The 23,132-nt window shown below is 69.2% G+C and carries 20 protein-coding genes; 12 read left to right on the top strand and 8 right to left on the bottom strand.

Annotation, left to right across the window (positions count from 1 at the left end; genetic code table 11):
- Window positions 1–56: 56 nt before the first annotated feature.
- The 5 genes from AC3DEZ_RS19730 (at window position 57) to AC3DEZ_RS19710 (ending at window position 7,275) form a co-directional block, all read left to right on the top strand.
- Entirely contained in the window at window positions 57–1,307 is a 1,251-nt protein-coding gene (locus tag AC3DEZ_RS19730; protein ID WP_488389722.1) for an efflux RND transporter periplasmic adaptor subunit, read from the top strand.
- 19 nt (window positions 1,308–1,326) lie between these two features.
- On the top strand, window positions 1,327–2,103 hold the full coding sequence (locus AC3DEZ_RS19725) for an ABC transporter ATP-binding protein (protein ID WP_488389721.1): 777 nt from the start codon (window positions 1,327–1,329) through the stop codon (window positions 2,101–2,103).
- Window positions 2,100–4,544 (top strand): ADOP family duplicated permease, encoded by a 2,445-nt coding sequence (locus tag AC3DEZ_RS19720; RefSeq protein WP_488389720.1) that lies wholly within the window; start codon window positions 2,100–2,102, stop codon window positions 4,542–4,544. The genes AC3DEZ_RS19725 and AC3DEZ_RS19720 overlap by 4 nt, the downstream gene beginning before the upstream one ends.
- 36 nt (window positions 4,545–4,580) lie before the next feature.
- Window positions 4,581–5,978: a sigma-54-dependent transcriptional regulator gene (locus tag AC3DEZ_RS19715; RefSeq protein ID WP_488389719.1), complete on the top strand. Its 1,398-nt coding sequence runs from the start codon at window positions 4,581–4,583 to the stop codon at window positions 5,976–5,978.
- A gap of 814 nt (window positions 5,979–6,792) precedes the next feature.
- Complete coding sequence (locus AC3DEZ_RS19710; RefSeq protein WP_488389796.1) at window positions 6,793–7,275, top strand: sensor histidine kinase; 483 nt, start codon at window positions 6,793–6,795, stop codon at window positions 7,273–7,275.
- Between the two features lie 258 nt (window positions 7,276–7,533).
- Here the strand turns inward: AC3DEZ_RS19710 and AC3DEZ_RS19705 are convergent, their stop codons facing one another.
- Window positions 7,534–8,424: a small ribosomal subunit Rsm22 family protein gene (locus tag AC3DEZ_RS19705; RefSeq protein ID WP_488389718.1), complete on the bottom strand. Its 891-nt coding sequence runs from the start codon at window positions 8,422–8,424 to the stop codon at window positions 7,534–7,536.
- Between the two features lie 106 nt (window positions 8,425–8,530).
- Window positions 8,531–9,442, bottom strand: a complete 912-nt coding sequence (locus AC3DEZ_RS19700) for a LysR family transcriptional regulator (RefSeq protein ID WP_488389795.1) — start codon at window positions 9,440–9,442, stop codon at window positions 8,531–8,533.
- A 123-nt stretch (window positions 9,443–9,565) separates the two neighbouring features.
- Between AC3DEZ_RS19700 and AC3DEZ_RS19695 the strand changes: the two genes are divergently transcribed.
- The 3 genes from AC3DEZ_RS19695 to AC3DEZ_RS19685 all read left to right on the top strand — a co-directional run bounded on the left by AC3DEZ_RS19695 (window position 9,566) and on the right by AC3DEZ_RS19685 (window position 11,962).
- On the top strand, window positions 9,566–10,432 hold the full coding sequence (locus AC3DEZ_RS19695; RefSeq protein ID WP_447103571.1) for a pirin family protein: 867 nt from the start codon (window positions 9,566–9,568) through the stop codon (window positions 10,430–10,432).
- 80 nt (window positions 10,433–10,512) lie between these two features.
- On the top strand, window positions 10,513–11,193 hold the full coding sequence (locus AC3DEZ_RS19690) for a hydrolase (RefSeq protein WP_488389717.1): 681 nt from the start codon (window positions 10,513–10,515) through the stop codon (window positions 11,191–11,193).
- A 127-nt stretch (window positions 11,194–11,320) separates the two neighbouring features.
- Window positions 11,321–11,962 carry a hydrolase gene (locus AC3DEZ_RS19685; protein ID WP_488389716.1) on the top strand — a complete coding sequence of 214 codons (642 nt, stop codon included), beginning with the start codon at window positions 11,321–11,323 and terminating at the stop codon, window positions 11,960–11,962.
- Window positions 11,963–12,098: 136 nt separating this feature from the next.
- Here AC3DEZ_RS19685 and AC3DEZ_RS19680 read toward each other — a convergent pair whose 3' ends face one another.
- Together AC3DEZ_RS19680 and AC3DEZ_RS19675 are read right to left on the bottom strand one after the other, a co-directional pair.
- Window positions 12,099–12,230, bottom strand: a complete 132-nt coding sequence (locus AC3DEZ_RS19680; RefSeq protein WP_488389715.1) for a hypothetical protein — start codon at window positions 12,228–12,230, stop codon at window positions 12,099–12,101.
- A gap of 148 nt (window positions 12,231–12,378) precedes the next feature.
- Window positions 12,379–13,254, bottom strand: a complete 876-nt coding sequence (locus AC3DEZ_RS19675) for an EamA family transporter (RefSeq protein WP_488389714.1) — start codon at window positions 13,252–13,254, stop codon at window positions 12,379–12,381.
- Window positions 13,255–13,476: 222 nt separating this feature from the next.
- Between AC3DEZ_RS19675 and AC3DEZ_RS19670 the strand changes: the two genes are divergently transcribed.
- From AC3DEZ_RS19670 to glnE, 4 genes are all read left to right on the top strand, one after another.
- Complete coding sequence (locus AC3DEZ_RS19670) at window positions 13,477–14,427, top strand: CsgG/HfaB family protein (RefSeq protein WP_447103563.1); 951 nt, start codon at window positions 13,477–13,479, stop codon at window positions 14,425–14,427.
- A 116-nt stretch (window positions 14,428–14,543) separates the two neighbouring features.
- The gene (locus tag AC3DEZ_RS19665) at window positions 14,544–14,822 is read left to right on the top strand and encodes a DUF493 family protein (protein WP_447103562.1); all 279 of its coding nucleotides are present in this window, start codon (window positions 14,544–14,546) and stop codon (window positions 14,820–14,822) included.
- On the top strand, window positions 14,810–15,478 hold the full coding sequence (gene lipB, locus AC3DEZ_RS19660) for a lipoyl(octanoyl) transferase LipB (protein ID WP_488389713.1): 669 nt from the start codon (window positions 14,810–14,812) through the stop codon (window positions 15,476–15,478). Before AC3DEZ_RS19665 ends, lipB begins: the two co-directional genes overlap by 13 nt.
- A 206-nt stretch (window positions 15,479–15,684) precedes the next feature.
- Window positions 15,685–18,495, top strand: a complete 2,811-nt coding sequence (gene glnE, locus AC3DEZ_RS19655; RefSeq protein ID WP_488389712.1) for a bifunctional [glutamate--ammonia ligase]-adenylyl-L-tyrosine phosphorylase/[glutamate--ammonia-ligase] adenylyltransferase — start codon at window positions 15,685–15,687, stop codon at window positions 18,493–18,495.
- A 95-nt stretch (window positions 18,496–18,590) separates the two neighbouring features.
- On the opposite strand, the gene AC3DEZ_RS19650 is transcribed toward glnE, so the two are convergent.
- The 4 genes from AC3DEZ_RS19650 to AC3DEZ_RS19635 form a co-directional block, all read right to left on the bottom strand.
- Complete coding sequence (locus tag AC3DEZ_RS19650; protein WP_488389711.1) at window positions 18,591–19,556, bottom strand: hypothetical protein; 966 nt, start codon at window positions 19,554–19,556, stop codon at window positions 18,591–18,593.
- Window positions 19,557–19,699: 143 nt separating this feature from the next.
- A complete protein-coding gene (locus AC3DEZ_RS19645; RefSeq protein ID WP_488389710.1) occupies window positions 19,700–20,803 on the bottom strand; it encodes a hypothetical protein in 1,104 nt (367 codons plus the stop codon).
- A 5-nt stretch (window positions 20,804–20,808) separates the two neighbouring features.
- Complete coding sequence (locus AC3DEZ_RS19640) at window positions 20,809–22,095, bottom strand: Smlt3024 family type IV secretion system effector (RefSeq protein ID WP_488389709.1); 1,287 nt, start codon at window positions 22,093–22,095, stop codon at window positions 20,809–20,811.
- A 20-nt stretch (window positions 22,096–22,115) separates the two neighbouring features.
- Window positions 22,116–23,132: hypothetical protein (locus tag AC3DEZ_RS19635; protein WP_488389708.1), on the bottom strand; the 1,017-nt coding region annotated here is incomplete at its 5' end.

The following is a 23,132-nucleotide window of genomic DNA, read 5'->3' as shown; positions in this document are numbered from 1 at the left end:
GGTTCAGTCACTTGCGCGCGGTCCGCATCTGGCACGCCGTCTGCAGTGATAACCGCATGGACATTGCACGCACGCCAACACGTTCCTCCTCGCGCCGCCGCCTGCTGATCATCGGCGGCCCGATCCTGTTCCTGCTGGCGGTCGCCGCCGTCGCCGTGCTCGGCGTGGGCCAGGCCGCGCCCAAGGTGGAGCGTGGCAGCCTGTGGATCGGCGCGGCGGAGCGCGGCGACATGGTCCGCGAGATCCGCGCGACCGGGACGCTGGTGCCGCGCGACATCCGCTGGATCACCGCCGGCGCGGTCGCCACGCTCGAACAGGTGCGGGTGCAGCCCGGCAGCCGGGTGAGCGCCGACACCGTGATCCTGCGGATGGTCAATCCGGAACTGACCGCCAACCTGGAGAAGGCGGAAGCGGCGCTGGCCGGCGCCGAGGCGGAGGTCGCCTCGGTGCGGACGTCGCTGGCGTCGCAACTGCTGGACCAGCAGGCCCAGCAGGCGCAGGCGGAATCGGAATGGCGGATCGCCGAGGTCAAGGCGCAGGCCTACGAACGCGCGCACGCCGCCGGAGTGATGTCGCGGATCGATTTGCGCCAGGCACAGATCACCGAGACCACCCAGCAGGGACGCGCCGAGATCGAGACCCGGCGCGTGGCCGCGTTCCGCCAGAACATGGCCGCCCAACTGCGCGCGGCGCAGGCGCGGCGCGATGAAGCCGCGAGCACCCTGGCGATCGCGCGCCAGCAGGTCGCGGCGCTGGAAGTGCGCGCCGGCACCGACGGCATTCTCCAGCAGATCGACGTCGAGCCGGGCCAGCAGGTCGCGGTCGGCGCCAAGCTGGCGCGGGTCGCGCGCCCGGACGATCTGATCGCGCGGCTGCAGGTGCCGGAGGTATTGGCCAAGGATCTGTCGCTGGATCTGGCGGTGAGCGTGGATACCCGCAACGGCGTGGTGCAGGGCCGCCTCACCCGCATCGATCCGGCGGTGCGCAACGGCAGCGTGACCATCGACGCCGACCTGGGCCACCCGTTGCCGGCCGGCGCGCGCCCCGATCTTTCGGTCGACGGCCGCATCCGCCTGGGCGTGCTGCGCGATGTGGTCAGCATCCCGCGCCCGACGCTGGCCGTACCCGGCAGCCCCGGCACCCTGTTCGTGCTGGAGGGCGACGGCGAGGCGCGTCAGGCCGCGGTGCGCTTCGGCGCCGCCTCCAGCGATCGCATCGAAATCCGCAGCGGCCTGCGTCCCGGCGACCGCGCCGTGCTTTCCGACACCAGCCAGTGGGCGCAGTACCCGCGCCTGCGTCTACGCTGACCTTTCCCCAGGAGCTCCGATGAATCCCGCCACCCCTTCGTCTTCTTCCGCCGCCCCCGCGCCGCTGCTGCGCCTGCGACACCTGGGCAAGGTATTCCATACCGACGAGGTCGAGACCCACGCCCTGTCGGACATCGCGCTGGACATCGGGCGGGGCGACTTCGTCGCCATCACCGGTCCCTCCGGTTGCGGCAAGTCCACGCTGCTGTCGATCCTGGGCCTGCTGGACGCACCGAGCGGAGGCGAGTACTGGCTCAATGGCCGCAATGTCGCCGAACTGGACGCGCGCGGTCGCGCGCGCATCCGCAACGGCGAGATCGGTTTCATCTTCCAGGCGTTCAACCTGATCGCGGACCTGACCGTGGAGGAGAACGTCTCGCTGCCGCTCACCTATCGCGACGGCATCGGCCGCGCCCACATCGCGCGGCGGGTGCGCGAGGTGCTGGAACTGGTCGGCATGAACCACCGCACCCGCCACTATCCGGGACAACTGTCGGGCGGCCAGCAGCAGCGCGTGGCGGTGGCGCGCGCGCTGGTCGGCAACCCGTCGATCCTGTTGGCCGACGAACCGACCGGCAACCTGGACAGCCGCAACGGCGAGGCCGTGATGCAGTTGCTGGAACAGCTGCACGAGAACGGCACCACCCTGTGCATGGTCACCCACGATCCCGCGTTCGCGCGGCGCGCCCAGCGGATCGTGCACATGCTCGACGGCCGCATCGTCGACGAGGACACCTTCGAGCGCCTGCGCCACGAGCGCGACATGGTGCTGCCGGGGCTGGAGGCGGTGTCGTGAGCGTCGCCATCCTGTGGAACGAGGCGCGCCAATCCTGGCGCGGCCTGTTGCGCCGCCCCGGCTACCTGCTGCTGGCGGTGCTGACCCTGGCGCTGGGCGTGGCGACCACCACGGCGGTGTTCTCGCTGCTGGACCAGGCGCTGCTGAGGCCGCTGCCGTTTCCGCAGGCGGACCGGCTGGTCACGCTCGGCCAATACTTCGACACCGAGCGCAATTCGGCCGCGCCCGGCTACTACGCGCCGGCGCGCGGCATGCGCAGCTTCGCTTCGACCGGCATGCTCAGGAGCTGGGCGATCAACACCAACATCGCACGCGGCGATGAGGGACGCGTGGTCGGATCCCTGCGCGTCGACCGCGGTTTCCTGGAAACGCTGGGCATGCCGATGGCGTTGGGCCGCAATTTCAATGCCGAGGAGGACCAGCCCAACGGCCCGCAGGCGGTCATCCTCAGCCACGTCTTCTGGACGCAGTACTACGGTGCGGATCCCGCCGCCATCGGCCAGACCCTGCAGGTGGAGGGACGCGCGGCGCAGGTGATCGGCGTGCTGCCGGCCGCGTTCCAGTGGCCGGTGCAGTTCGACGTCCTGCTGCCGATGCAGCCGGACCTGGCCAGCACCAATCTCTCCACCAATGAACAGATCATCGCCCGGCTCAAACCGGGAGTCAGCGTGGCCGCGGCCTCGGCGGAAACCGGCGCCGTGCTGGGCGCGGTCATCCGCCAGAATCCGCGCATGATCGAGCAGGGGCGACGCCATCTGCTCGAGTTCCCGCCCAATGCGTTGCCGTTGAAAGGCAGCGTCTTCTCCTCGCGAACTGGCAACACTCTGTGGCTGTTCTTCGGTGCGGGCGCGTGCGTGCTGCTGATCGCCGCGATCAATCTGGCCAGCCTGATGCTGTTGCGCGCGCTCGGGCGCAGCCACGACAGCGCGGTGCGCCTGGCGCTCGGGGCACCGTTGACGCGGCTGGGCCTGCCCGCACTGGCCGAAGGCCTGCTGATCGGCCTCTGCGGCGCGCTGATCGGCATCGCGCTGGCCTGGCTGGGCCTGCGGCTGATGGCCAGTTGGGTGCCGCCGGAATGGATCCGCGGCGAGGCCGCCGCGTTGACACCCACCAGTGTGGGCTTCGCCCTGCTGGCCGGCGCCGCCACCGCGCTGCTGGCGTCCCTGCTGGGCGTATTGCGCGTGCGCGGGCTGCGGCTCACCCGCGAGCTGGTCGGCGGCGGACGCGCGGGCTGGAGCCGAGGCGCCGGACGACTTGGCCGTGGACTGGTGATCGCGCAGGTGGTGGTGGCGGCGGTGCTGCTGATCGGCGCCGCGCTGTTCACCCGCACCCTGCAGCGGTTGTCCGAGGTGCCGATGGGCTTCGAAAGCCGGGCAGTGACCATTTTCAGCCTGGCGCCGATCCGCGAGCGCTACGCGGAGGTGGACGCGATGATCCAGCAGACCGACCGCATCGTGGAACGGTTGAACCGGTTGCCCGGCGTCGCCCATGTCGGCGCCGGCAGCAATCCGCCCACCGCCACCCAGTTGAACTGGAGCTACGTGTTGCCGGACGGCCGTTCGATCAGCGCGCAGTACCGGTTCATGACACCGGATTTCTTCAACGTGTTCGGCATGCCGGTGCTGGCCGGTCGCGGCATCGGTCCGCAGGACACCGCGGGCGCGGAGCGGATCTGCGTGGTCAGCGCCGCGTTCGCCCGCCAGTACCTGGGGGATTCGCCGCTGGGCAAGATCGTCGCCATCGAGGACGACGGCGAGGATCGGCGCATCCCGATGCGCGTGGTCGGCGTGGTCGGCGACGTGCGCCAGTTCGGCCCTGCCGAACCGGCGCCTCCCATCGTCTACACGCCGCTGGCCCAGCTTTCGTCCGGGGCATGGAAGGTCATCCGAGGCTTCGGCGGCCTGACCTACGCGGTGCAGTCGCAGGCCGGCACCGGTGGCGGAAGCGCCGAGCGCGGGCTGCGCGAGGCGATCGCGGAAGTCGCGCCGCAGCAGCCGATTTCGGATCTGGATTCGATGGACGCGGTGGTCGCCTCCACCACCAGCGACCAGAAGCTCAACCTGCTGCTGGTGGGACTGTTCGCGGGCCTGGCGCTGCTGTTGGCGGCGGTGGGGCTGTACGCGGTGATGGCCACGGCGGTCGCGGCGCGCCGGCACGAATTCGGCGTGCGCGCCGCGCTCGGCGCGGAACCGCGGCGCCTGCTGCGCCAGGTCCTGCGCGAGGCCGGCCTGCAGATCGCCATCGGCCTGCTGGTCGGGCTGGGCATCGCGATGGCGATGTCGCGGTTCCTGCAGCGCTTCCTGTTCGAGGTCCGGGTGGCGGATCCGCTGGCGATCGGCGCGGTGGTGGCCGCGCTGGCGCTGGCCGGCCTGCTGGCGGCGCTGTCGCCGGCCCTGCGCGCGGCGCGGGTCCCGCCCATGCAGGCGCTGCGCAATGAGTGAAGCGCGCGTGGCGGCGCGGACGCTAGACTGGCGGCGATGAGTACCTTGCCGACTTCCCGCCCGTCTCCCGGCGCCCGCGTCCTGGTCGTGGACGACCAGCCCGACGTGCGCGAAGCGCTGCGCATGCTGCTCAAGAGCGCCGGCTACGGCATGGTCGGCGCGGAGTCGCCGGAGATCGCGCTGGGCTGCCTGCGCGGCGATGAGTTCGCCGCGGTGGTGGTGGACATGAATTACCGCCGCGACACCACGTCCGGCGAGGAAGGATTGGCGCTGGTCGAGGCGATCACCACGCAATGGCCCGGCCTGCCGGTGGTGGCGATGACCGCCTGGGGCAGCATCGAACTGGCGGTCACGGCGATGCAGCGCGGCGCGGTCGACTTCATCGAAAAGCCCTGGCAGAACGCGCGCGTGCTGAACGTGCTGGAAAGCCGCATCGCGCTGGATCGCAGCCGTCGCAGCGAACAGCGGCTGGGCCAGGCGCAGGCATTGCTGCTGCAGGAGGCGGGCGAGGATTTCATCGCCGAATCGCCGGTCATGCGCCGCCTGCTGGAAGACCTGGCGCGGATTGCGGAGAGCGACGCCAACCTGCTGTTGCTGGGCGAGAACGGCACCGGCAAGAGCCGGCTTGCGGGCTTCGTGCATCGCGGCTCACGGCGCGCGGCGCAGGCGTTCGTCAAGGTGAACATCGGCGGGATCGCGCCGACCCTGTTCGAGGCCGAACTGTTCGGCCACGTGCGCGGCGCCTACACCGACGCGCGCCAGGATCGCGCCGGCCGGTTCGAACTGGCCGACGGCGGCACCCTGTTCCTCGACGAGATCGGCAACCTGCCGCTGGACCAGCAGCCCAAGCTGCTGCGCGCGATCGAGGACGGCGAGTTCGAGCGCCTGGGTTCGTCGAGCACGCGCCGGGTGGATGTGCGCGTCATCGCCGCGACCAACGCCGATCTGGAAACCGAGGTCGCGGCCGGACGATTCCGCCAGGATCTGCTGTACCGGATCAACACCTTCCAGGTGCGCGTGCCGGCGCTGCGCGAGCGCGGCGAGGATATCCTGCCGCTGGCTCGCCACTATCTGTCCGCGGCCTGCACGCGCTATCGGCGCGCGGCGCCGCGCATCGGCCGCGATGCCGAACGCGCGCTGCTGGCCTACGCCTGGCCCGGCAACGTGCGCGAACTGTCGCACGTGATGGAACGCGCGGCGTTGCTGGCCGACGAAGGCGTGCTGGACGCCGCCGCGCTGCGATTGCCGGGCGCGGCGGAGCCGCGCCTGTCCGAGCGCATGACCCTGGAAGAGGCCGAGGCCCTGCTGATGAGGCGCGCGCTGGCCGATCAGGGCGGCAACCTGCAGCGCGCCGCCGATCAACTCGGCATCACCCGTCAGAGCCTGTACCGGCGGCTGGAGAAACACGGCCTGCGTGGCGATGAAACGGCCTGAGCGCTGGCGCGCGGCCTGGCTGGTCGCGCCGGCGATGCTGGCGCTGGCGGCCGTGCTCGCGCTGGGCGCGCCCGCGCCGCGCGAGGCCGGATTGCTGCTGGTGTGCGTGCTGGCGCTGACCGGGATCATCTGGCGGTTGCAGCGATACGCCGACGGACGCCGCCTGCGGACCCTCGATGGTCTGCTGGAATCCCTGCGCGAAGGCGACTACAGCGTGCGCGGCGCGGTTTCCGGCGGGAACGGGGAACAGGCGCGATTGATGGGCCGCTTCAACGCGCTGGCCCAGCGTCTGCAGGACGAACAACGCGATTCGCACGAAAGCGTGCAACTGCTGAGCAAGACCCTGGCCGCGCTGGACGGCGCGGTGTTCGCGTTCGAACAGGACGGACGCCTGCGCCTGATCAATCCCGCCGGCGAACGCCTGCTGGGGCGGCCGGCGGCCGCGCTGTTGGGGCAGAGTGCGGAAGCGCTGGGGCTGGCGCCGCTGTTCGGGATTCCGAACGGACGCATCCATGCGCACGCGTTCCCGGCCCAGCAGGGGCGCTGGCAGATTGGGCATGCGTCGCTGCGCAGCCGCAGCCAGGCCGGTCGCCTGCTGGTGCTGCAACCGATGGAACGCGCATTGCGCGACGAGGAAGCGCAGGCGTTCCGGCGCCTGCTGCGCGTACTGAGCCACGAGATCAACAATTCGCTGGCGCCGATCGCATCGATGGCCGACACCCTGGCGCGCGTATTGCCGCCGGCGGGCGCCACGCTCGACACCGAGGCGCGCACGGATCTGGCCGGAGGGCTGGACCTGATCGAACAACGCAGCCTGGCCTTGCAACGTTTCCTGGGCGGCTATGCGCGCCTGGCCAAGCTGCCCGAACCGCAGCCGGCGGATGTATCGCTGGCGCCGCTGTGCGAACGCGTGCGCCGGTTGGTCGACGAACGCATCCGCGTGGAGGTCGCCGTGGATCTGCGGGTGGTGGCCGATGCCGATCAACTGGAGCAGGTGCTGATCAATCTGCTGCGCAACGCGGTCGAGGCCGGCGGCACCGCGGAGGTCGAACTGCGTGCCTGGGCGGAAAACGGACAGGCGCGGGTGCAGGTGCTGGATCGAGGCGAAGGGCTGCCGTCCAGCGACAGCCTGTTCGTGCCGTTCTTCACCACCAAGGCCGGTGGCTCCGGCATCGGCCTGGTGCTGTCACGGCAGATCCTGGAAGCGCAGCACGGCAGTCTGGAACTGCAGGCGCGTGCGCCGGAGGCCGGCACGGTGGCCGAGCTGCGGTTGCCGCTGGTGCAAGCGGACGGCTGAGCGCATCGCTTCTTGTGGGAGCGACGTGAGTCGCGCGCTTTTCCGCAGGTACTCCCCAACCGCCTTCGCGACTCACGTCGCTCTCACCGGGGGAGGCAACCCGCATCGCAAGACGGTCCGCCTGCCCGCCACCCGGCCTCTCCACTCAGGCGACCTCAATCTTGCGGGAGCGACGTAAGTCGCGAGCTTTTCCGCAGGTACTCATCAATCGCCGTCGCGACTCACGTCGCTCCCACAGGGATCTGCGAGCGCCACCGATCAGGACGCGGAAGCTTCCACCCACCACGCGGGCGACCAGCTGTAGTCGTACAGATGCCGGGCCTCGCGCAGGCGATAGCCGGCCTGTTCCAGTTCGCGCTGCCATCCGGCGATGGGCTGCTCCCAATTGGAAGGGGCCACGTCGCGGCGCAACTGGCCGGTCAGCATCGGCGCGAGGAAACCGCGCGCGATCAGATCCGCGTCGTCGCCGTATTGCGCCAGGCAGCGCTCGTAGCGCCGTGCGATGGAGTGGAAGTAGGCGTCGCTGCCGTGAATGAGTGCGGGCACGTCGAACTCCACCAGCACCAGCGTGTCCACATGCGGGCGCAGCGCACGCAACGCCTCGACGCGTTCGTCCGGTGGCAGCGACTGCAAGGCGAAACTGGACTGGGCGAGATCCCAGTGGTCCGCCGGTGACAGCGAACGCACGAACGCCTGCAGCGTGGTGTCATGCAGGACCAGTTCGCTGGCCGGCGCCGCGGCCTGGAATCCCGGCGCCAGCGCCGCGCGCAGATCGGCCTGCGGTTCGATGACGTCGACCCGCGCCGGCTTGTGCACCGCCACCCACAGGGCCGGCAACAGCGCCATGCCATCGCCGGCGCCGATGTCCAGCAGCCGTTGCACGGGCGGCGTCCCGTAGCGTTCGGTCATCGTCTGGCTCACCGCGCGGTACAGCGGCAGGTTGTCGCCGCCGCGGATGAAGGCCCGGAAGGCTTCAGCCCCTTCGTAGGCATCGGCGGGACCGCCGCCGGCCAGACGGTCGTGCAGCGCGGCGGCCATGCGCGATCCGCGCGCGCGCGCCTGTTCCAGGAAGGGCAATGCCGCCTGCGGCCGTTCGTCGGCGATCGCGGCGAACGCCTGCGCCAGAGATGCGGGGATTCCGTCATCCACGGAAGGCGCCGGCGGAGATGAAGACGAATGCGGCATGGTTCGGATGATCCGGTTCTGCGGGGACCGGGCGATTATGCCGGCGCGGGAACGGTTCACGCCGATCGGCTCAGTCTTCCTCCAGCGCCTGGAAACGCTGCGCGAGATAGTCGATCAGGCTGCGCACCGACGGCACCAGTCCGCGTCGTGACGGGAACACCGCGTGGATGATGCCCTGCTTGGGCCGCCATTCCGGCAACAACCGGATCAGGCGGCCGTCGGCGAGTTCGTCGCACATCATCATGGTCGGCAACATCATGATGCCCACGCCCGCGACCGCCGCCATGCGCAGCGCGGTCATGTCGTCGGTGACCAGCCGTGGCTCGTGGTGAACCGTGGCGATCGTGCCTTCGCGATCGGTGAACTGCCAGCTGTGGTCGCGGTGGAACGGACCGAGATCGAGGGTGGGATGAAGCGCCAGATCCGCGGGCGTGGCGGGCAGCGGCGCGGTATCGAACAGGCGCGGACTCGCGGCCACGTTCCAGCAGCGCTGGGCCAGCACCCGGATCACCAGATCGCTGTCCTCCAGCGGCGGCGGGCGCACGCGGATCGCCACGTCGACGCCTTCGCCGACCACGTCCACACGGCGATTGGTCGCGTCCAGCAGCACGGTGATCTTCGGGTTCTCCGCCATGAAGTCGGCCACCATCACCCCGACCCGCGCATGCAGCAGCGCCACCGGGCAGGCGAGCCGGACGACGCCGCGCGGTTCGGACCGGGTGAGTTCGATCGCCTCCTGCGCCGCCTCGGCCTCCACGATCATCGCCTTGCAATGGCGGTAGTAGTCCTGACCGATATCGGTGACCGAGAAGCGGCGGGTGGAACGCTGGATCAGGCGCACGCCCAGGCGTTCCTCCAGCAGCGCGATGCGCCGGCTGAGCTTGGACTTGGGGACGCCGAGCGCGCGCCCGGCCGGGGCGAACCCGCCGTGGTCCACCACCTGGGCGAAATAGAACAGGTCGTTGAGGTCGGTCGGGACCATACCGGTCATCGTTCACCTGATAGGACTCTGAGGATAAATCCTGCCGACTACCGGGTCCATCGTCCCGGGACTAACGTGGCGCCCATCGCAAATCAAGCCCGGTCGTCCGGGCGGGAGCCCACCATGAAGAAAGTCCTCGGCGTCTACGGCGCCCCCCGTCCCCACTGGGTGGGTGACGGTTTCCCCGCCCGCTCGCTGTTCTCCTACCAGACCCACGGGCGTCACCTGAGTCCGTTCCTGCTGCTTGACTACGCCGGTCCGTACCGGTTCGAGCCCGCCGGGCATCCGCGCGGCGTCGGCCAGCATCCGCATCGTGGCTTCGAGACCGTGACCCTCGTGTACGAGGGCGAACTGGAGCACCGCGATTCCTCCGGCGCCGGTGGCCGCATCGGTCCGGGCGACGTGCAGTGGATGACCGCCGCCTCGGGCATCCTCCACGAGGAATACCACTCGCCCGATTTCACCCGCACCGGTGGCACCCTCGACATGGTGCAGCTGTGGGTGAACCTGCCGGCCGCCGCCAAGATGTCCGCGCCGGGCTACCAGACCCTGCTCGACGGCGACATTCCCTCGGTCGCGCTGCCGGACGATGCCGGACGCGTGCGGGTGGTCGCCGGGCAGTACGACGGGCACCCCGGTCCGGCGCGCACGTTCACCCCGATGGATGTATGGGACGTGCGTCTGCGGCAGGGCGGCAGCACCACCTTCGAAGTCGCCGAAGGCCGCACCCTCGCGCTCGTCGTGCTCAAGGGCGCGCTGCGCGTCAACGGCAAGCAGACCGCGCACGAGGCGCAGCTGGTGGTGCTGGATCGCGACGGCGCCGACGTGTTCGTCGAAGCCGAGGCCGACGCCACCTTCCTGCTGCTCAGCGGCGAACCCATCGACGAGCCCATCGTCGGCCACGGCCCCTTCGTGATGAACACCGAGGACGAAATCGTCCAGGCCATCGATGACTTCAACCGCGGCCGGTTCGGCCGGATCGCGCAGTAGTTCCCCGGGGGCGCCCGCGTCGCGGGTGCCCCTTCCTTCCCCGGGCGACGACCGCCCGTTCTCCCCACGGAGTGTTTTCCATGAGCCTTCCCGCCAACTTCAACGGCGCCAAGCCGGTCCTCGATCCCGCCAACGCCGCCATGCTGCTGATCGATCATCAAAGCGGCCTGTTCCAGACCATCGGCGACATGCCGTTCACCCGCGTACGCGCCCACGCCACCGCGCTCGCGCGGATGGCCACCTTGGCCGGACTGCCGGTGATCACCACCGCCTCGGTGCCGCAGGGGCCGAACGGTCCGCTGATTCCGGAAATCCACGCCGCCGCGCCGCACGCGCGGTACGTGGCCCGGCGCGGCGAGATCAACGCCTGGGACAATCCCGACTTCGTCGCCGCGGTGAAGGCGACCGGCCGCAAGCAGCTGATCATCGCCGGCACCATCACCAGCGTATGCATGGCGTTCCCGTCGATCGCCGCGGTGGCCGACGGCTACCAGGTGTTCGCGGTGATCGATGCCTCCGGCACCTATTCGAAGATGGCCGAGGAAATCACCCTGGCGCGGGTGGTGCAGGCCGGCGTGGTGCCGATGGACACCGCCGCGGTCGCCTCCGAACTGCAGAAGACCTGGCATCGCGATGACGCGCAGCAATGGGCCGAAATCTACACGCAGATCTTCCCCAACTACCAGTTGCTGATCGAAAGCTACATGAAGGCCCAGGACGTGCAGAAGAACCACGAAGTGCCGGATTCCCAGCGCAGCTGAGCACCTTGCACCCGATGGAACCGGCGGTGTCCGGTTCCGCGCTTCCGCATCGCGACGCCGTCTCCTCCCCCGCGGCGGCGCGGTGCTTCCCTCCGGCATCGCCGGACCCTTCACAGGAGCCACCGCCATGGCAAGCGAACCGATTCGTGATCCGAAGAGCGATCACCTGCTCACCCCGCAGAATGCGGCCTTCATCATCATCGACTACCAGCCCGTGCAGGTGAATTCCATCGCCTCGATGGATCGCCAGTTGCTGGTCAACAACATCGTCGGCGCGTCGAAGGCCGCGGTGGCCTACGGCCTGCCGATCGTGCATTCGACCGTCAACGTCAGGACGGGATTGAACAAACCGCCGATCCCGCAGCTGCGCAAGGTGCTGGACAAGTTCCCCACCTACGACCGCACCACCATCAATTCCTGGGAGGATGTGGAATTCCGCCAGGCGGTGGAGGCGACCGGACGGCGCAAGCTGATCATGACCGCTCTTTGGACCGAGGCCTGCCTCACTTTCCCGGCGCTGGATGCGCTGCGGGAAGGTTACGAGGTCTACGTGGTCGCCGACGCGGTCGGCGGCACCTCGCGGGTCGCGCACGAGGCGGCGCTGCGCCGTATCGAACAGGCCGGCGGCAAGCTGATCAGCGTGCCGCAGCTGTTCTGCGAACTGCAGCGCGACTGGAACCGGCAGCAGACCGTGCCGGCCTTCATGAACCTGTTCATCGAGACCGGTGGCACCGCCGGCATCCAGTTCTCCTACGACCGCAGCGAGTAAGTGGACCGGAATGGGCGGGACGGGCGGGTGGCCCGTTCCGCTCATTCACGGCCCAGGCGCTCGGCGTGGCAGCATCGGTGTCGTGGGAAACGGCGACGCCATACCTGATCGGAGGCAATCTGATCGGAGGCACCGCCTACGGAGCCACCAGCATCAGGAGCGCGATGACGGGCAGTGCGACCAGCGCCGCGTACCGGGGGAGGGTGGACGGCTTGCCGGTTTCCATGCCGGGCCGCGCATTCGCCGGTCCTTGCGCGGTTGTCTTCATGTGCGGGTGTCCAGGCGCGCGGGGATTGCGCGTGGCGAATCTAGGCGTGGGCTCCGCGCGGAGCCATCGGAGGACTCCGAATCACAGGTAAGCGCTGTGCCATCCGGGAAGAAGCCCCCGCATCGACGGCCACGGGACGCGAACGGGTTTAACGCCCCAGGCTCGCCGCAATCAACCCCACCGACACCATCGCCAACCCGATCCCCAGCCAGTTGATCCGGCTGAGCTTCTCGCCGAAGGCGAAGGTGCCGACCAGCGTGCCCAGCACCACCACGCCGAGGTTCATCGTCGCGAACACCACGGCCGGATGCGACGGCAGGGCCTGGTGCGCCTTGATGTAGAACAGGATGTTGGCGAAGTTGCATGCGCCGACCAGCAATCCCGCGAGCAGCGCGACGCCGTCGCGGCGGGGTCTTCCCTTGACCAGCCTCCCGCCTTGCAGGGCCAGCATGCAGGTCAGCGCGCCGGCGAAGGCGATGGTCAGGGATGCCGCGAACGGCGTCCCCGCCACGGCGATGCGCTTGAGCAGGATGTCGACCGCGGCATAGCCCAGCAACACGGTCAGCGGCAGCAGCCAGCGCGCCCGTGCGCCGCCGCCGGAACCGGCGCCGTCCTCGCGCGGTCGCGACACGATCGCGGCGATGGCGATCAGGCCCAGCAGCAGTCCCGCCAGCTTGCCGGTGTTGGCGGTCTCGCCGAAGAACAGGAACGCCGCACCCAGCGAGACCACCAATGACAGGCGCTGGGCCACGTCGGTGCGGGCGATGCCGGCGGCCCGCACCGATGCCGCCATCGCCAGGAAGATGCCCGGCAGCAGGATCATCAGCAGCCCGAGCGCGAGCCATGGCGTGCCCGGCCCGCGCAGGCGGTCCAGAGGCGGGTCCAGGGTTGCGAAGCAGAGCAGCAGGGCTGCCACATAGTTGCCCAGGATCACCGGCACCATGCCCAGTCCGCGCCGCTGGGCCAGCTTCAGCAGCACCCCGACCAGCACGCTGAACAGGACACTGACAATCAAGAAAGGCATGGGCGGACCGATAAGGAAAGGTTGGCGATTATCCCTCCGCTGGCCGGGGGGGCGCCGGATTCGCGTTTCAGGTCAATGATCCCGGTACTTACGGGTCATGGAAGAAGATTCGCATTCGCTTATCATCGCGGCTTCCGCGGGTTGCCATTCGGATGGCTGCGGCGGAGCAGGGGAGGGGCCACCGGCCCCGCAATGTTTCAACCAAACAGGGATTGATTTTTCATGTTGAAGATTTCTTTGAAGCAGGCCGCGCTGGCGGCCTCGATGCTGATGATCGCCGTGCCCGCCTTCGCCGCCAAGAGCGCCCAGGACACGCGCAAGGAAAAGGTCGCGCAGATTCCGACCTGCACCAAGCCGCTGGGCACCATCTCGGTGATCGAGCCGGAGGACGTGGTGAACTGGTGGACCGGCCAGCAGCTGCCGGCGCCGTCGCGCCTGATCAAGGTGTTCGTCAACAAGTCGCGCTGCTTCACCCTGGTGGATCGCGGCGTCGGCCTGAATGCCGCCATGAGCGAGCGCGCGCTGGCCGCCGACGGTGAGCTGCGCAACCGTTCCAACATCGGCAAGGGCCAGATCAAGGCCGCCGACTACGTGCTGGTGCCCGACCTGATCTCGCAGAACTCCAACGCCAGCGGCAACGCCATCACCGGCCTGCTGGGCGGCCTGATCGGCGGCACCGCCGGCGCCGTGGTCGGTGGCCTGAACTTCAAGAGCAAGACCGCCGACGTGGTCCTGACCCTGACCGACGTGCGTTCGTCCGAGCAGGTCGCGATGGCCGAAGGCAACGCCAAGAAGACCGACATGGGCTGGGGCGCGGGCGGCGGCCTGTTCGGCGGCAGCGGCGTGGGCGCGGCCGGCGTGGGCGGTTACGCCAACACCGAAATCGGCCAGGTCATCACCCTGGCGTACCTGCAGGCCTACACCGACCTGGTCACCCAGCTGGGCGGCGTGGCCGAGAACGCGTCGGCGGCCAGCGCGCAGCAGGCGGTCGAAATGACCAAGCCGGGCCGCCTGTTCGCCAATGCCAAGGGCAGCGGCAAGGCCGTGCGCGATCTGGACGTGGGCATGATGCTGTACCCCACCGGCAACAAGGAAGGCGTGATGTGGGAAGTCGAGGACGAACTCGGCAACAAGGGCTGGGTCTCCTCCACCCTGGTGCAGCTGGCCCGCTGAGGCCGCACCGCATCGTTTGACCGGAAGGCCGCGGGAAACCGCGGCCTTCCGCGTTTCCGGGGCGTGAACGGCGCCTTCGCTTGGTTTTCGCCGGGCCCGGCCCAATAATCCCGGGCATGGAAATCAAGTCCGACAACCCCGAACACGGCTTCCAGTTCCCCGGCACCTTCGAACTGAGCGCCATGGGCACCGCCAATGCGGGCCTGGAAACCGAACTCCCCAAGCTGCTGACCCAGGCCGGCGTGGAAGTGATCCACGAGGACATCACCTGGAAGCATTCGGCCAACGGCAAGTACGTGTCCGTGCGCATCGCCTTCCAGGCCGCCAACCGCGAACAGTTCGACGCCGCGCACGAAGCCCTGCGTTCGCATCCGGAAGTGAAGTGGACGCTGTGAGCGGTCCGTGCGTGGTGCGCGAGCTGGGACGCCAGCCTTACGAGCCGGTGTGGCGGGCGATGCAGCGTTTCACCGACGCGCGCGACGAACAGACGCCCGACGAGCTGTGGCTGGTCGAGCACGACCCGGTGTTCACCCTCGGCCAGGCCGGCAAGCCCGAACACGTGCTCGCGCCCGGCGACATCCCGGTGGTGCAGGTGGATCGCGGTGGCCAGGTGACCTACCACGGGCCCGGCCAGATCGTGGCCTATCCGCTGTTCGACCTGCCGCGGATGAAGGTCGGCGTGCGCGACTACGTCTGCAAGATCGAACAGGCGATGATCGACACCGCCGGCGAGTGGAACATCCACGCCGAGCGCAAACCCGGCGCGCCCGGCGTGTACGTGGCCGGCGCCAAGATCGGCGCGCTCGGCATCCGCGTGCGGCATGGCCGCACCTTCCATGGCCTGGCCTTCAACATCGCCATGGACCTGTCGCCCTGGCACCGCATCAATCCGTGCGGCTACGAGGGCCTGCAGGTCGCGACGCTGGCCGATCTGGGCGGTCCTTCCGGACTGGAGCAGGTCAAACCGGTGCTGCTGGAAAAGCTGGCCGCGCAGTTCGGACTGGATCTGCGCCGCGAAGCCGCCCTGCCGGATCTCTCGCTGGCCGCCTGACGCAGGCCGGCGGTGCCCGTGTGGGAGCGACGTGAGTCGCGACCGTGGAGGCGGCACGCACGCAGGCCATTCTTCCGTTTCTCGTCTGCGTGTTCTCATCTGCGTACGCAGGCATGCCGGCAGAACACTGGACCGTGGGATGAACGTCGCGACTGACGTCACCCCCAGAAAAAAAAAATGCCGGACGGCATGCCACAATCCGGCGTATGGATGACAACGCCCCGGTTTCCGACACCGATCTCGATGCCCTGATCGAACGCGGCCTGATCCGCCTGCGCGAATCCTCGCCCGCTTCGGCCGCGTTGCTGGCCGATCCCGTCCGCGCGGCGCGCGTCGGGCGGGTGATCCTGGCCAGCGACTTCGCCCTGGAAACCCTGCGTCGCCAGCCGGATCGGCTGGAAGCGCTGCTGGACGACGATGGCGCCGCGCCGACGCCCGTGCCGGTGTTGCAGGCCGACGAATCCGGGCGCTGGCAGGAGCAACTGCGCCGCTATCGCACCGCCGAATCCACACGCCTGATCTGGCGCGACGTGCTCGGCCTGGACGATGTCGACGCTACCCTGGCCGGCAGCACGCGACTGGCCGAAAACTGCCTGCGCATCGGCCTGGAAGCGCTGGAGGCCGAATTCGCCCAGCGCCACGGCGTGGTGCGCGCCGCCGACGGCGGCGTGCAGCGGCTGGTGGTGTTCGGCCTCGGCAAGCTCGGCGGTGGCGAACTGAATTTCTCGTCCGACGTCGATCTGGTCTACGCGTTCCCGCACAACGGCGAGTCCGACGGCGCGCGTCCGCTGGCGGCGGAGGATTATTTCGCGCGGCTCGGCCAGCGCCTGGCCAAGCTGCTGGACGAACCGACGGTGGACGGTTTTTCCCATCGCGTCGATCTGCGCCTGCGTCCGTTCGGCAATGCCGGCCGGGTCGCGCTGTCGTTCGCCGGCATGGATCAGTACTTCCAGCGCGAAGGGCGCGACTGGGAGCGCTATGCCTGGCTGAAGGCGCGCGCGGTCGCCGGTGATATCGAGGCGGGCGAACGCTGGCTGGAGAGCCTGCGCCCGTTCGTCTACCGCCGCTATCTGGACTACACCGCGCTGGATGGCCTGCGCGAGATGAAGGCCGCGATCGCCGCCGAGGTCGCGCGTCGCGAACTCGCCGATGACATCAAGCGGGGGCCGGGCGGCATCCGCGAGATCGAGTTCCTGGTGCAGGCGCTGCAACTGATCCGCGGCGGCCGCGAGCCGTCGCTGCGCGAGCGCCGATTGATGCCGGCGCTGCGCGCGCTGGTCGCGACCCGCCAGGTCGTCGAGGGCGATGGCGCCGCGCTGGCCCAGGCCTATCGCTATCTGCGTCGGCTGGAAAACCGCCTGCAGATGTTGCGCGACGCGCAGACCCACGCCTTGCCGGACAATCCGCAGGATCGCGAACGCATCGCGCGCGGACTGGACTATCCGGACTGGCCGGCGCTGTTGGTCGCCTTGCAACGCCAGCGCGATCGGGTCGCGCAGGAGTTCGCCGAACTGCTCGCGCCGCGCCGCGGGCAGGCCGCGCCCGGCGCGCTGGAACACTATTGGCGCGCGCTGCCGGAAGGCGGCGATGAATCCACGCTGGCGGACGCCGGATTCGCCGACGCCGCCACCGCCGACGGTGCGCTGCGCGACTTCGCCCGTTTCTCCGGTGTGCGCGCGCTGTCGGATGGCGCGCGCGCGCGGCTGGATCGGGTGGTGCCCGCGCTGCTCGGCGCGGCGGCGCGATCGGCGCAGCCGGATGCCGCGCTCAAGCGGGTGCTGGCGCTGTTGCAGGCGATCCTGCGCCGGGCCAGCTATCTGGCGTTGCTGGACGAGCAGCCCAGCGCGCTGGCGCGCCTGGTCGACGTGCTGGCGCGCAGCGCGCTGCTGGCCGAACGGCTGGCCCTGTATCCCCTGCTGCTGGACGAACTGCTGGATGCGCGCGTCTCCGGCCCGTTGCCGGACAAGCAGAGCCTGCACGCCGAATGCAATCGCGCCCTGGATGGCGGCGATGCTGAATCCACCCTGCGCGAATTGAACGAACGCCGGCTGGCGCTCAGTTTCCGCATCGCCATGGCGGCGCTGGATCGCCGCCAGCCCGCGCGCGAGAGCACGCGCCAGCTGGCGTGGCTGGCCGACGATGTCGTGCGGGTGGTGCTGCGCACCGCCGAGGAGGAAGTCGCCGCCGCGCACGGGCGCGTGCCGGATGGCCGTTTCGCGGTGATCGGTTACGGCAGCCTGGGCGGAGAGGAACTGGGCTTCGGTTCGGATCTGGATCTGGTGTTCCTGTACGACGCACCCGCCGACGCCCAGTCCGACGGCGCCCGTCCACTGGAAGCCGGGCGCTGGTACGCGCGGTTGGCGCAGAAAATTGTCGCCCTGCTGGGCGCGGAGACCGGCGCCGGCCGGCTCTACGACGTGGACGTGCGGCTGCGCCCGGATGGGGCCAAGGGCCTGCTGGTGTCATCGCTGGCCAGTTACCGGGAATACCAGCGTGAACGCGCCTGGACCTGGGAACACCAGGCCCTGGTGCGCGCGCGCGGTGTCGCCGGCGACGATGGCCTGATGCAGGACTTCGAGGACATCCGCGACGCCACCCTGTCGCGCGCGCGGGATCCGGCGAAGCTGCGCGAGGATGTGGTCGGCATGCGCCAGCGCATGCGCGCGGAACTCGACCGCAGCGACGCGGCGCGCTTCGATCTCAAACAGGGCGACGGCGGCCTGGTCGACCTGGAATTCCTGCTGCAGTACCGCGTGCTGCGTGAATCCGGCGCGGCGCCGGCGCTGTTGACGCCACGCAACACCGCCTCGCTGATCGCCGCGCTGCTGGCGACCGGCCGCATCGACGAACCGACCGCGCAGGCGCTCACCCAGGCCCATTCGGTGTTCCTCACCGAGGGACTGGCCTGCACCCTGGATCGACGTCCGCGCCTGGTGCCGGAGAACGCGGCCATCGCCACCGCGCGCGCCGCGGTGCGCCACGTGCTGGCGGCGCACGATCTGGGCTTCGACGCCTAGGCCCTCTTCCTTGTGGGAGCGACGTCAGTCGCGACCGTGATCCCACCCTGCCGGGATTCCTGATCGCGACTGACATCGCTCCTGCGCAGGGCGCATCAGTTCACGGCATAGAACCCCGAGCGCGCCAGGAAGGCTTCCACCGCGGCGCCGTCGCGGTAGTCCAGCTCGATGATTTCGGCCAGCGCGCGTGATTTGTCGGGTGCGCGCAGGTAGTAGTCGCGCATGATCGCGTAGCCCATGTAGTAGCCGAGATCGCCCACGCCATACGCGTTGCCGGGGCCGTTGTAGAGCCAGCCGCTCCAGTCGGAATCGTGCATCCGCGCCTGGAAATCGCGCTTCAGCGTGGCTTCGTTGGGCGGGCCATACGCCATGTACGGCAAGGCCGGAACCTGTCCGGTGATCCGCTCGGCGACGAAATCCGCCGCACCCTCGTACATCGCCTGGGCCAGCAGGTGGGGGCCGGGACCCTTCTGCTGGGTGTGCACGTATTCGTGCACGTTCAACAGCACCAACTGCTTGCCCGGTTCGCTGCGGAAGTAGGTGGCCAGCGATCTGGACATGCGCTCGGGCAACTCGGAGACATCGGTGCGCGCGTCGCCACCGGCCAGTTCCGCGCCAATCAGCACCTTGTCGTCCAGGGTGGTGCCGCTGGAACGCAGGCAACCGATGGTGAAGTAGATCTCGGCCGGACGCAGCGCCGGATACAGGGCACGGAAGCGCGCGATGCCGGGCGCGAACTCTTCGCCGCGTTGTTTCAGCGCCAGGGTGCCTGCCCGGACCGAGGTCCAGAACTTCGGATAGCGCTTGATCGCATCCAGGTAGCAGGCGGCGTCGTAGCCCTTGGCCTGCATGAAGGCCTTGAGTCCGGGCGTACCCGGCGTGAGGAAGACCTGATCGAGGATCCGCTGGCGTTCGGCGTCGTCCGACGTCGCCACAATCCGATCGTAGGCGGCCCAGAAGCGATCGATGTCCGAGGATTCAACATGATCCGCTCCGGACGCATCGCTGCTCCCAATTCCCGAGGCGGCCAGCGCCGTCACGACCAGAAGCAGTCCACCCATCCAGTGTATATAGCGCACCTTTCACCCCTCGACCGCGAAGCAGGAGTAAGTTGGATGCGGGAAGTGACCGTTGGGTTTAGTTCCTCATGGAGAGAAGATGGCTGCCTCCATGGCCGGACCGGCCCAGGCACGGGCCGGGAATGTCATGGCGTGTATTCCGCCTGCAGCAGGGCGCGCACGCGGTCTTCGATGCGCCGCCAGTGCGGCAGGAACACGCGGGGATAACTTGCCCGTACTCTCAGGTGCCACTCGGGGATGACGAAGTGGTGGCTACAAGATGCTCGCCAGCGATGTTGAGGGTCGTCGAACACCTCGTTGCCGCGCACGAGCAGGCCATCGGGGATTTCCCGGGACGGGCACTTGATGACGGTGGTCGGATACCCCGCATCGCCTTGGTGCAGGTACCACTCATCCGATTTTCGGAGGATGCTTTCCCGGCTCGACGCGCTCGGGTAGTACGTCTTGGAGTAGACCGTCATCCGCGCCAGGTCGAGGTAGTATGGCGTCAGGCCATGCAATGGCTCGCCCAGAATGCGCAGCTCCAGGTTGCGGTCGGGGTCGGCGCGTTGCACGGGGTCGTCCGGGTTGAGGGGACTGATCCTGAAGCGCATCAACTCCTCAAGCGAAACCTTGGCGGGATCCACGTAATCGAGGGTGATGTTGATGGCCCGCCGCACCAGCGCCTGGTGCTCACTGGCGACCACCCCCGGCGGCATCGGCTCCAGGCAGGGCCATTGCACGCTCAGGTCGACGTCCGAACCGAGGCCATCGGTGGGCGGCGCATGGTTGGCCGGGCCGCTCTGGGATTTGTAGAAGTTGACCGGGATGACGAAACGCTGGGGTCCCAGCCATTCGGTCACCGGCTCGTCGGTGCGGACGCGGGTGCGCCCGCTGGGCGGGGGCAACTCGCCGTCCGCCACCATCCGGTCGACCACGCCGCCGAAGAAGGCGCGCTCGGCGGCGATTTCGTCCAGGCGGGCGCGGTCCAGGGCGATGGGGGCGCAGCGGTACTCCGGGGGCACATGGTCCTGGCGCGGCTGAACCCTCAGGTCCTCATCCGGCGGGTGGCCGGTGGGAACCGTGGGAGCGGCCGGCGTGGTGTGCGCAGTCTGCGTTGCCGGTGCCTCCAGCGACGCGTGGCTGGACTCGGCGCTGGCGTGGCCCTGCGGACTGGCGCAGGCCGACAGCAGCGCCAGCGATGCCAGGGCGAGAAGCCGGTGAGTGCGGCAGGCGCATGTTTCCTTCATCGGACTCATCCCAGCACCATCGGTGCGGGGGAGGCCTGGCGCGCCTGCTGGACCCGGACGGCTTCCGCGTTCCGTTGTTCGGCCTGGCGTGCGCTCTCTTCGGCCGACGGCACCGGCGCGGCCAGGTCCACGCGCGCCAGATGGGTCGGATGTTCGCCACGCAGGCTGAGGTGGGTCTCGCCCACCCGGATATCCAGGCGTTCGTGCGGCGCGATGCGGGCGAGCTTGGCAGCCAGGGTGAGCTGTGCCAGCCGGTCTTCGGAGACTGCGGCTCCGGCCGGCAACCGCGCAGCCAGTTGTTGCTGCACAGAACGATACAGCGGGTGGTCGGGATGGTCGCTGACGGCGAACGGCAGCGGCCGCGCTGGAGAGCTGTCCGGTGTCGGCGCCAGACCCGCCAACCGCATCGCGGGGATCTGCGCCGGCGTATGCGCATCGGTCAGGGTCTGCGGGCTGACCGCGATGCTGCGGTATGGGTCGTCGGAGTGGAACTGCCCGCGCTTGGCCTCCCGTTCCAGGCGTACCTGGCGGGTGTCGTCCAGATCGCGCAGTTGTTCGGGGTGGTTGACGGCGCGGAAGTATGGGCCCGCGCCGGGCGCCTGGGACACCTGCATCCAGCCGCGATCGCGCTCGCTGTGGAGGTAGTAATGCGCTTGCGCGCCAATCACGTCGGGCGAGGTGTTGGCCCGCGCCTGGGTGGCTTCCAGGCGGGCGGCGCCCATGTCCGCCAGATAGTCGGCGGCCTGGCGGATGCTGGCCGGCGAACTGAAATCGGTGTGGGCATAGACCTGGCCCATGGTGAACACGCCGCGGTACAGCCCGTGCTTCTGGTTGTCGAGCATGTTGCCCCAGATGTGCTGCACGGCGACCGTGTCCTTGTCCCCGGTCATGCTCATCAGGCGGCGCGGGGTCCAGGCTTCCTTGGGGATGCCTGCATTCTCGAAGCTCTGGTCATGGACTTGCATGACGGCGATGCCGGGCAGGTTGAGGGCCAAGGACGGGCTCTCTTTGAAGGCCTTCTCCCGTTCGGCGAAATCAAGCTGCATCAGTCCGATGCCAAAGGCTTCCCAGTCGCGCTCGCTCATCTGTCGGCCGGTGCGACGGGCGAAGGCCTGGGCATGGGCGTTGGCCACCTGGCCGGGGACGTTGTCGTTGCGCACCACGCCCAGTGCCAGCAGGCCGTAGCCGTCGTTGCCGGGCACCTGCGCCAGGTAGTTCCAGTACAGTTCGCGATTTTTCTGGTCGGCGTAGTGCCTGAGGATTTCCAGGTCCTGGGGGGTCAGTCCGGGCATGTCGGTACTCTGGGGGGGCGTCAGGGGGCATGGCCGGCGTGCAGCAGGGCGCGCACGCGGTCTTCGATGCGCCGCCAGTGCGGCAGGAACACGTGGGGATAGCTCGCCGACACGTCCAGGTGCCATTCGGGGATGACGAAGCGGTGGTCACAAGATGCTCGCCAGCGATGTTGAGGGTCGTCGAACACCTCGTTGCCGCGCACGAGCAGGCCGTCGGGGATTTCCCGGGACGGGCACTTGATGACGGTGGTCGGATACCCCGCATCGCCCTGGTGCAGGTACCACTCATTGGCATTGCGGAGGATGTTCTCGCGGTCCGAGGCGGTCGGATGATAGGTCTCGAAGTAGGCCGTCACCCGCGCCAGGTCGGCGTAATACGGCGTCAGGCCGTGCAATGGTTCGCCCTGGAGGCGCAGGTCCAGGTTGCGGCGCGGGTCGGCGCGCTGCACGGGGTCGTCCGGGTTGAGGGGACTGATCCAGAAGCGCATCAACTCCTCAAGCGAAACCTTGGCGGGGTTCACGTAGCTGAGGGTGATGTTGATGGCCCGCCGCACCAGCGCCTGGTGCTCGCTGGCGACCACCCCCGGCGGCATCGGCTCCAGGCAGGGCCATTGCACGCTCAGATAGACCGCCGAACCGCGGCCCTCGGCGGGCGCATGGTTGGCCGGGCCGCTCTGGGATTTGTAGAAGTTGACCGGGATGACGAAACGCTGGGGTCCCAGCCATTCGGTCACCGGCTCGTCGGTGCGGACGCGGGTGCGCCCGCTGGGCGGGGGCAACTCGCCGTCCGCCACCATCCGGTCGACCACGCCGCCGAAGAAGGCGCGCTCGGCGGCGATTTCGTCCAGGCGGGCGCGGTCCAGGGCGATGGGGGCGCAGCGGTACTCCGGGGGCACATGGTCCTGGCGCGGCTGAACCCTCAGGTCCTCATCCGGCGGGTGGCCGGTGGGAACCGTGGGAGCGGCCGGCGTGGTGTGCGCAGTCTGCGTTGCCGGTGCCTCCAGCGACGCGTGGCTGGACTCGGCGCTGGCGTGGCC

The sequence above is a fragment of the Pseudoxanthomonas sp. 134C1 genome, assembly GCF_057773065.1.
Note: the sequence above shows the minus strand (reverse complement) of the source record. Positions and strands in the feature narration are given on the sequence as shown.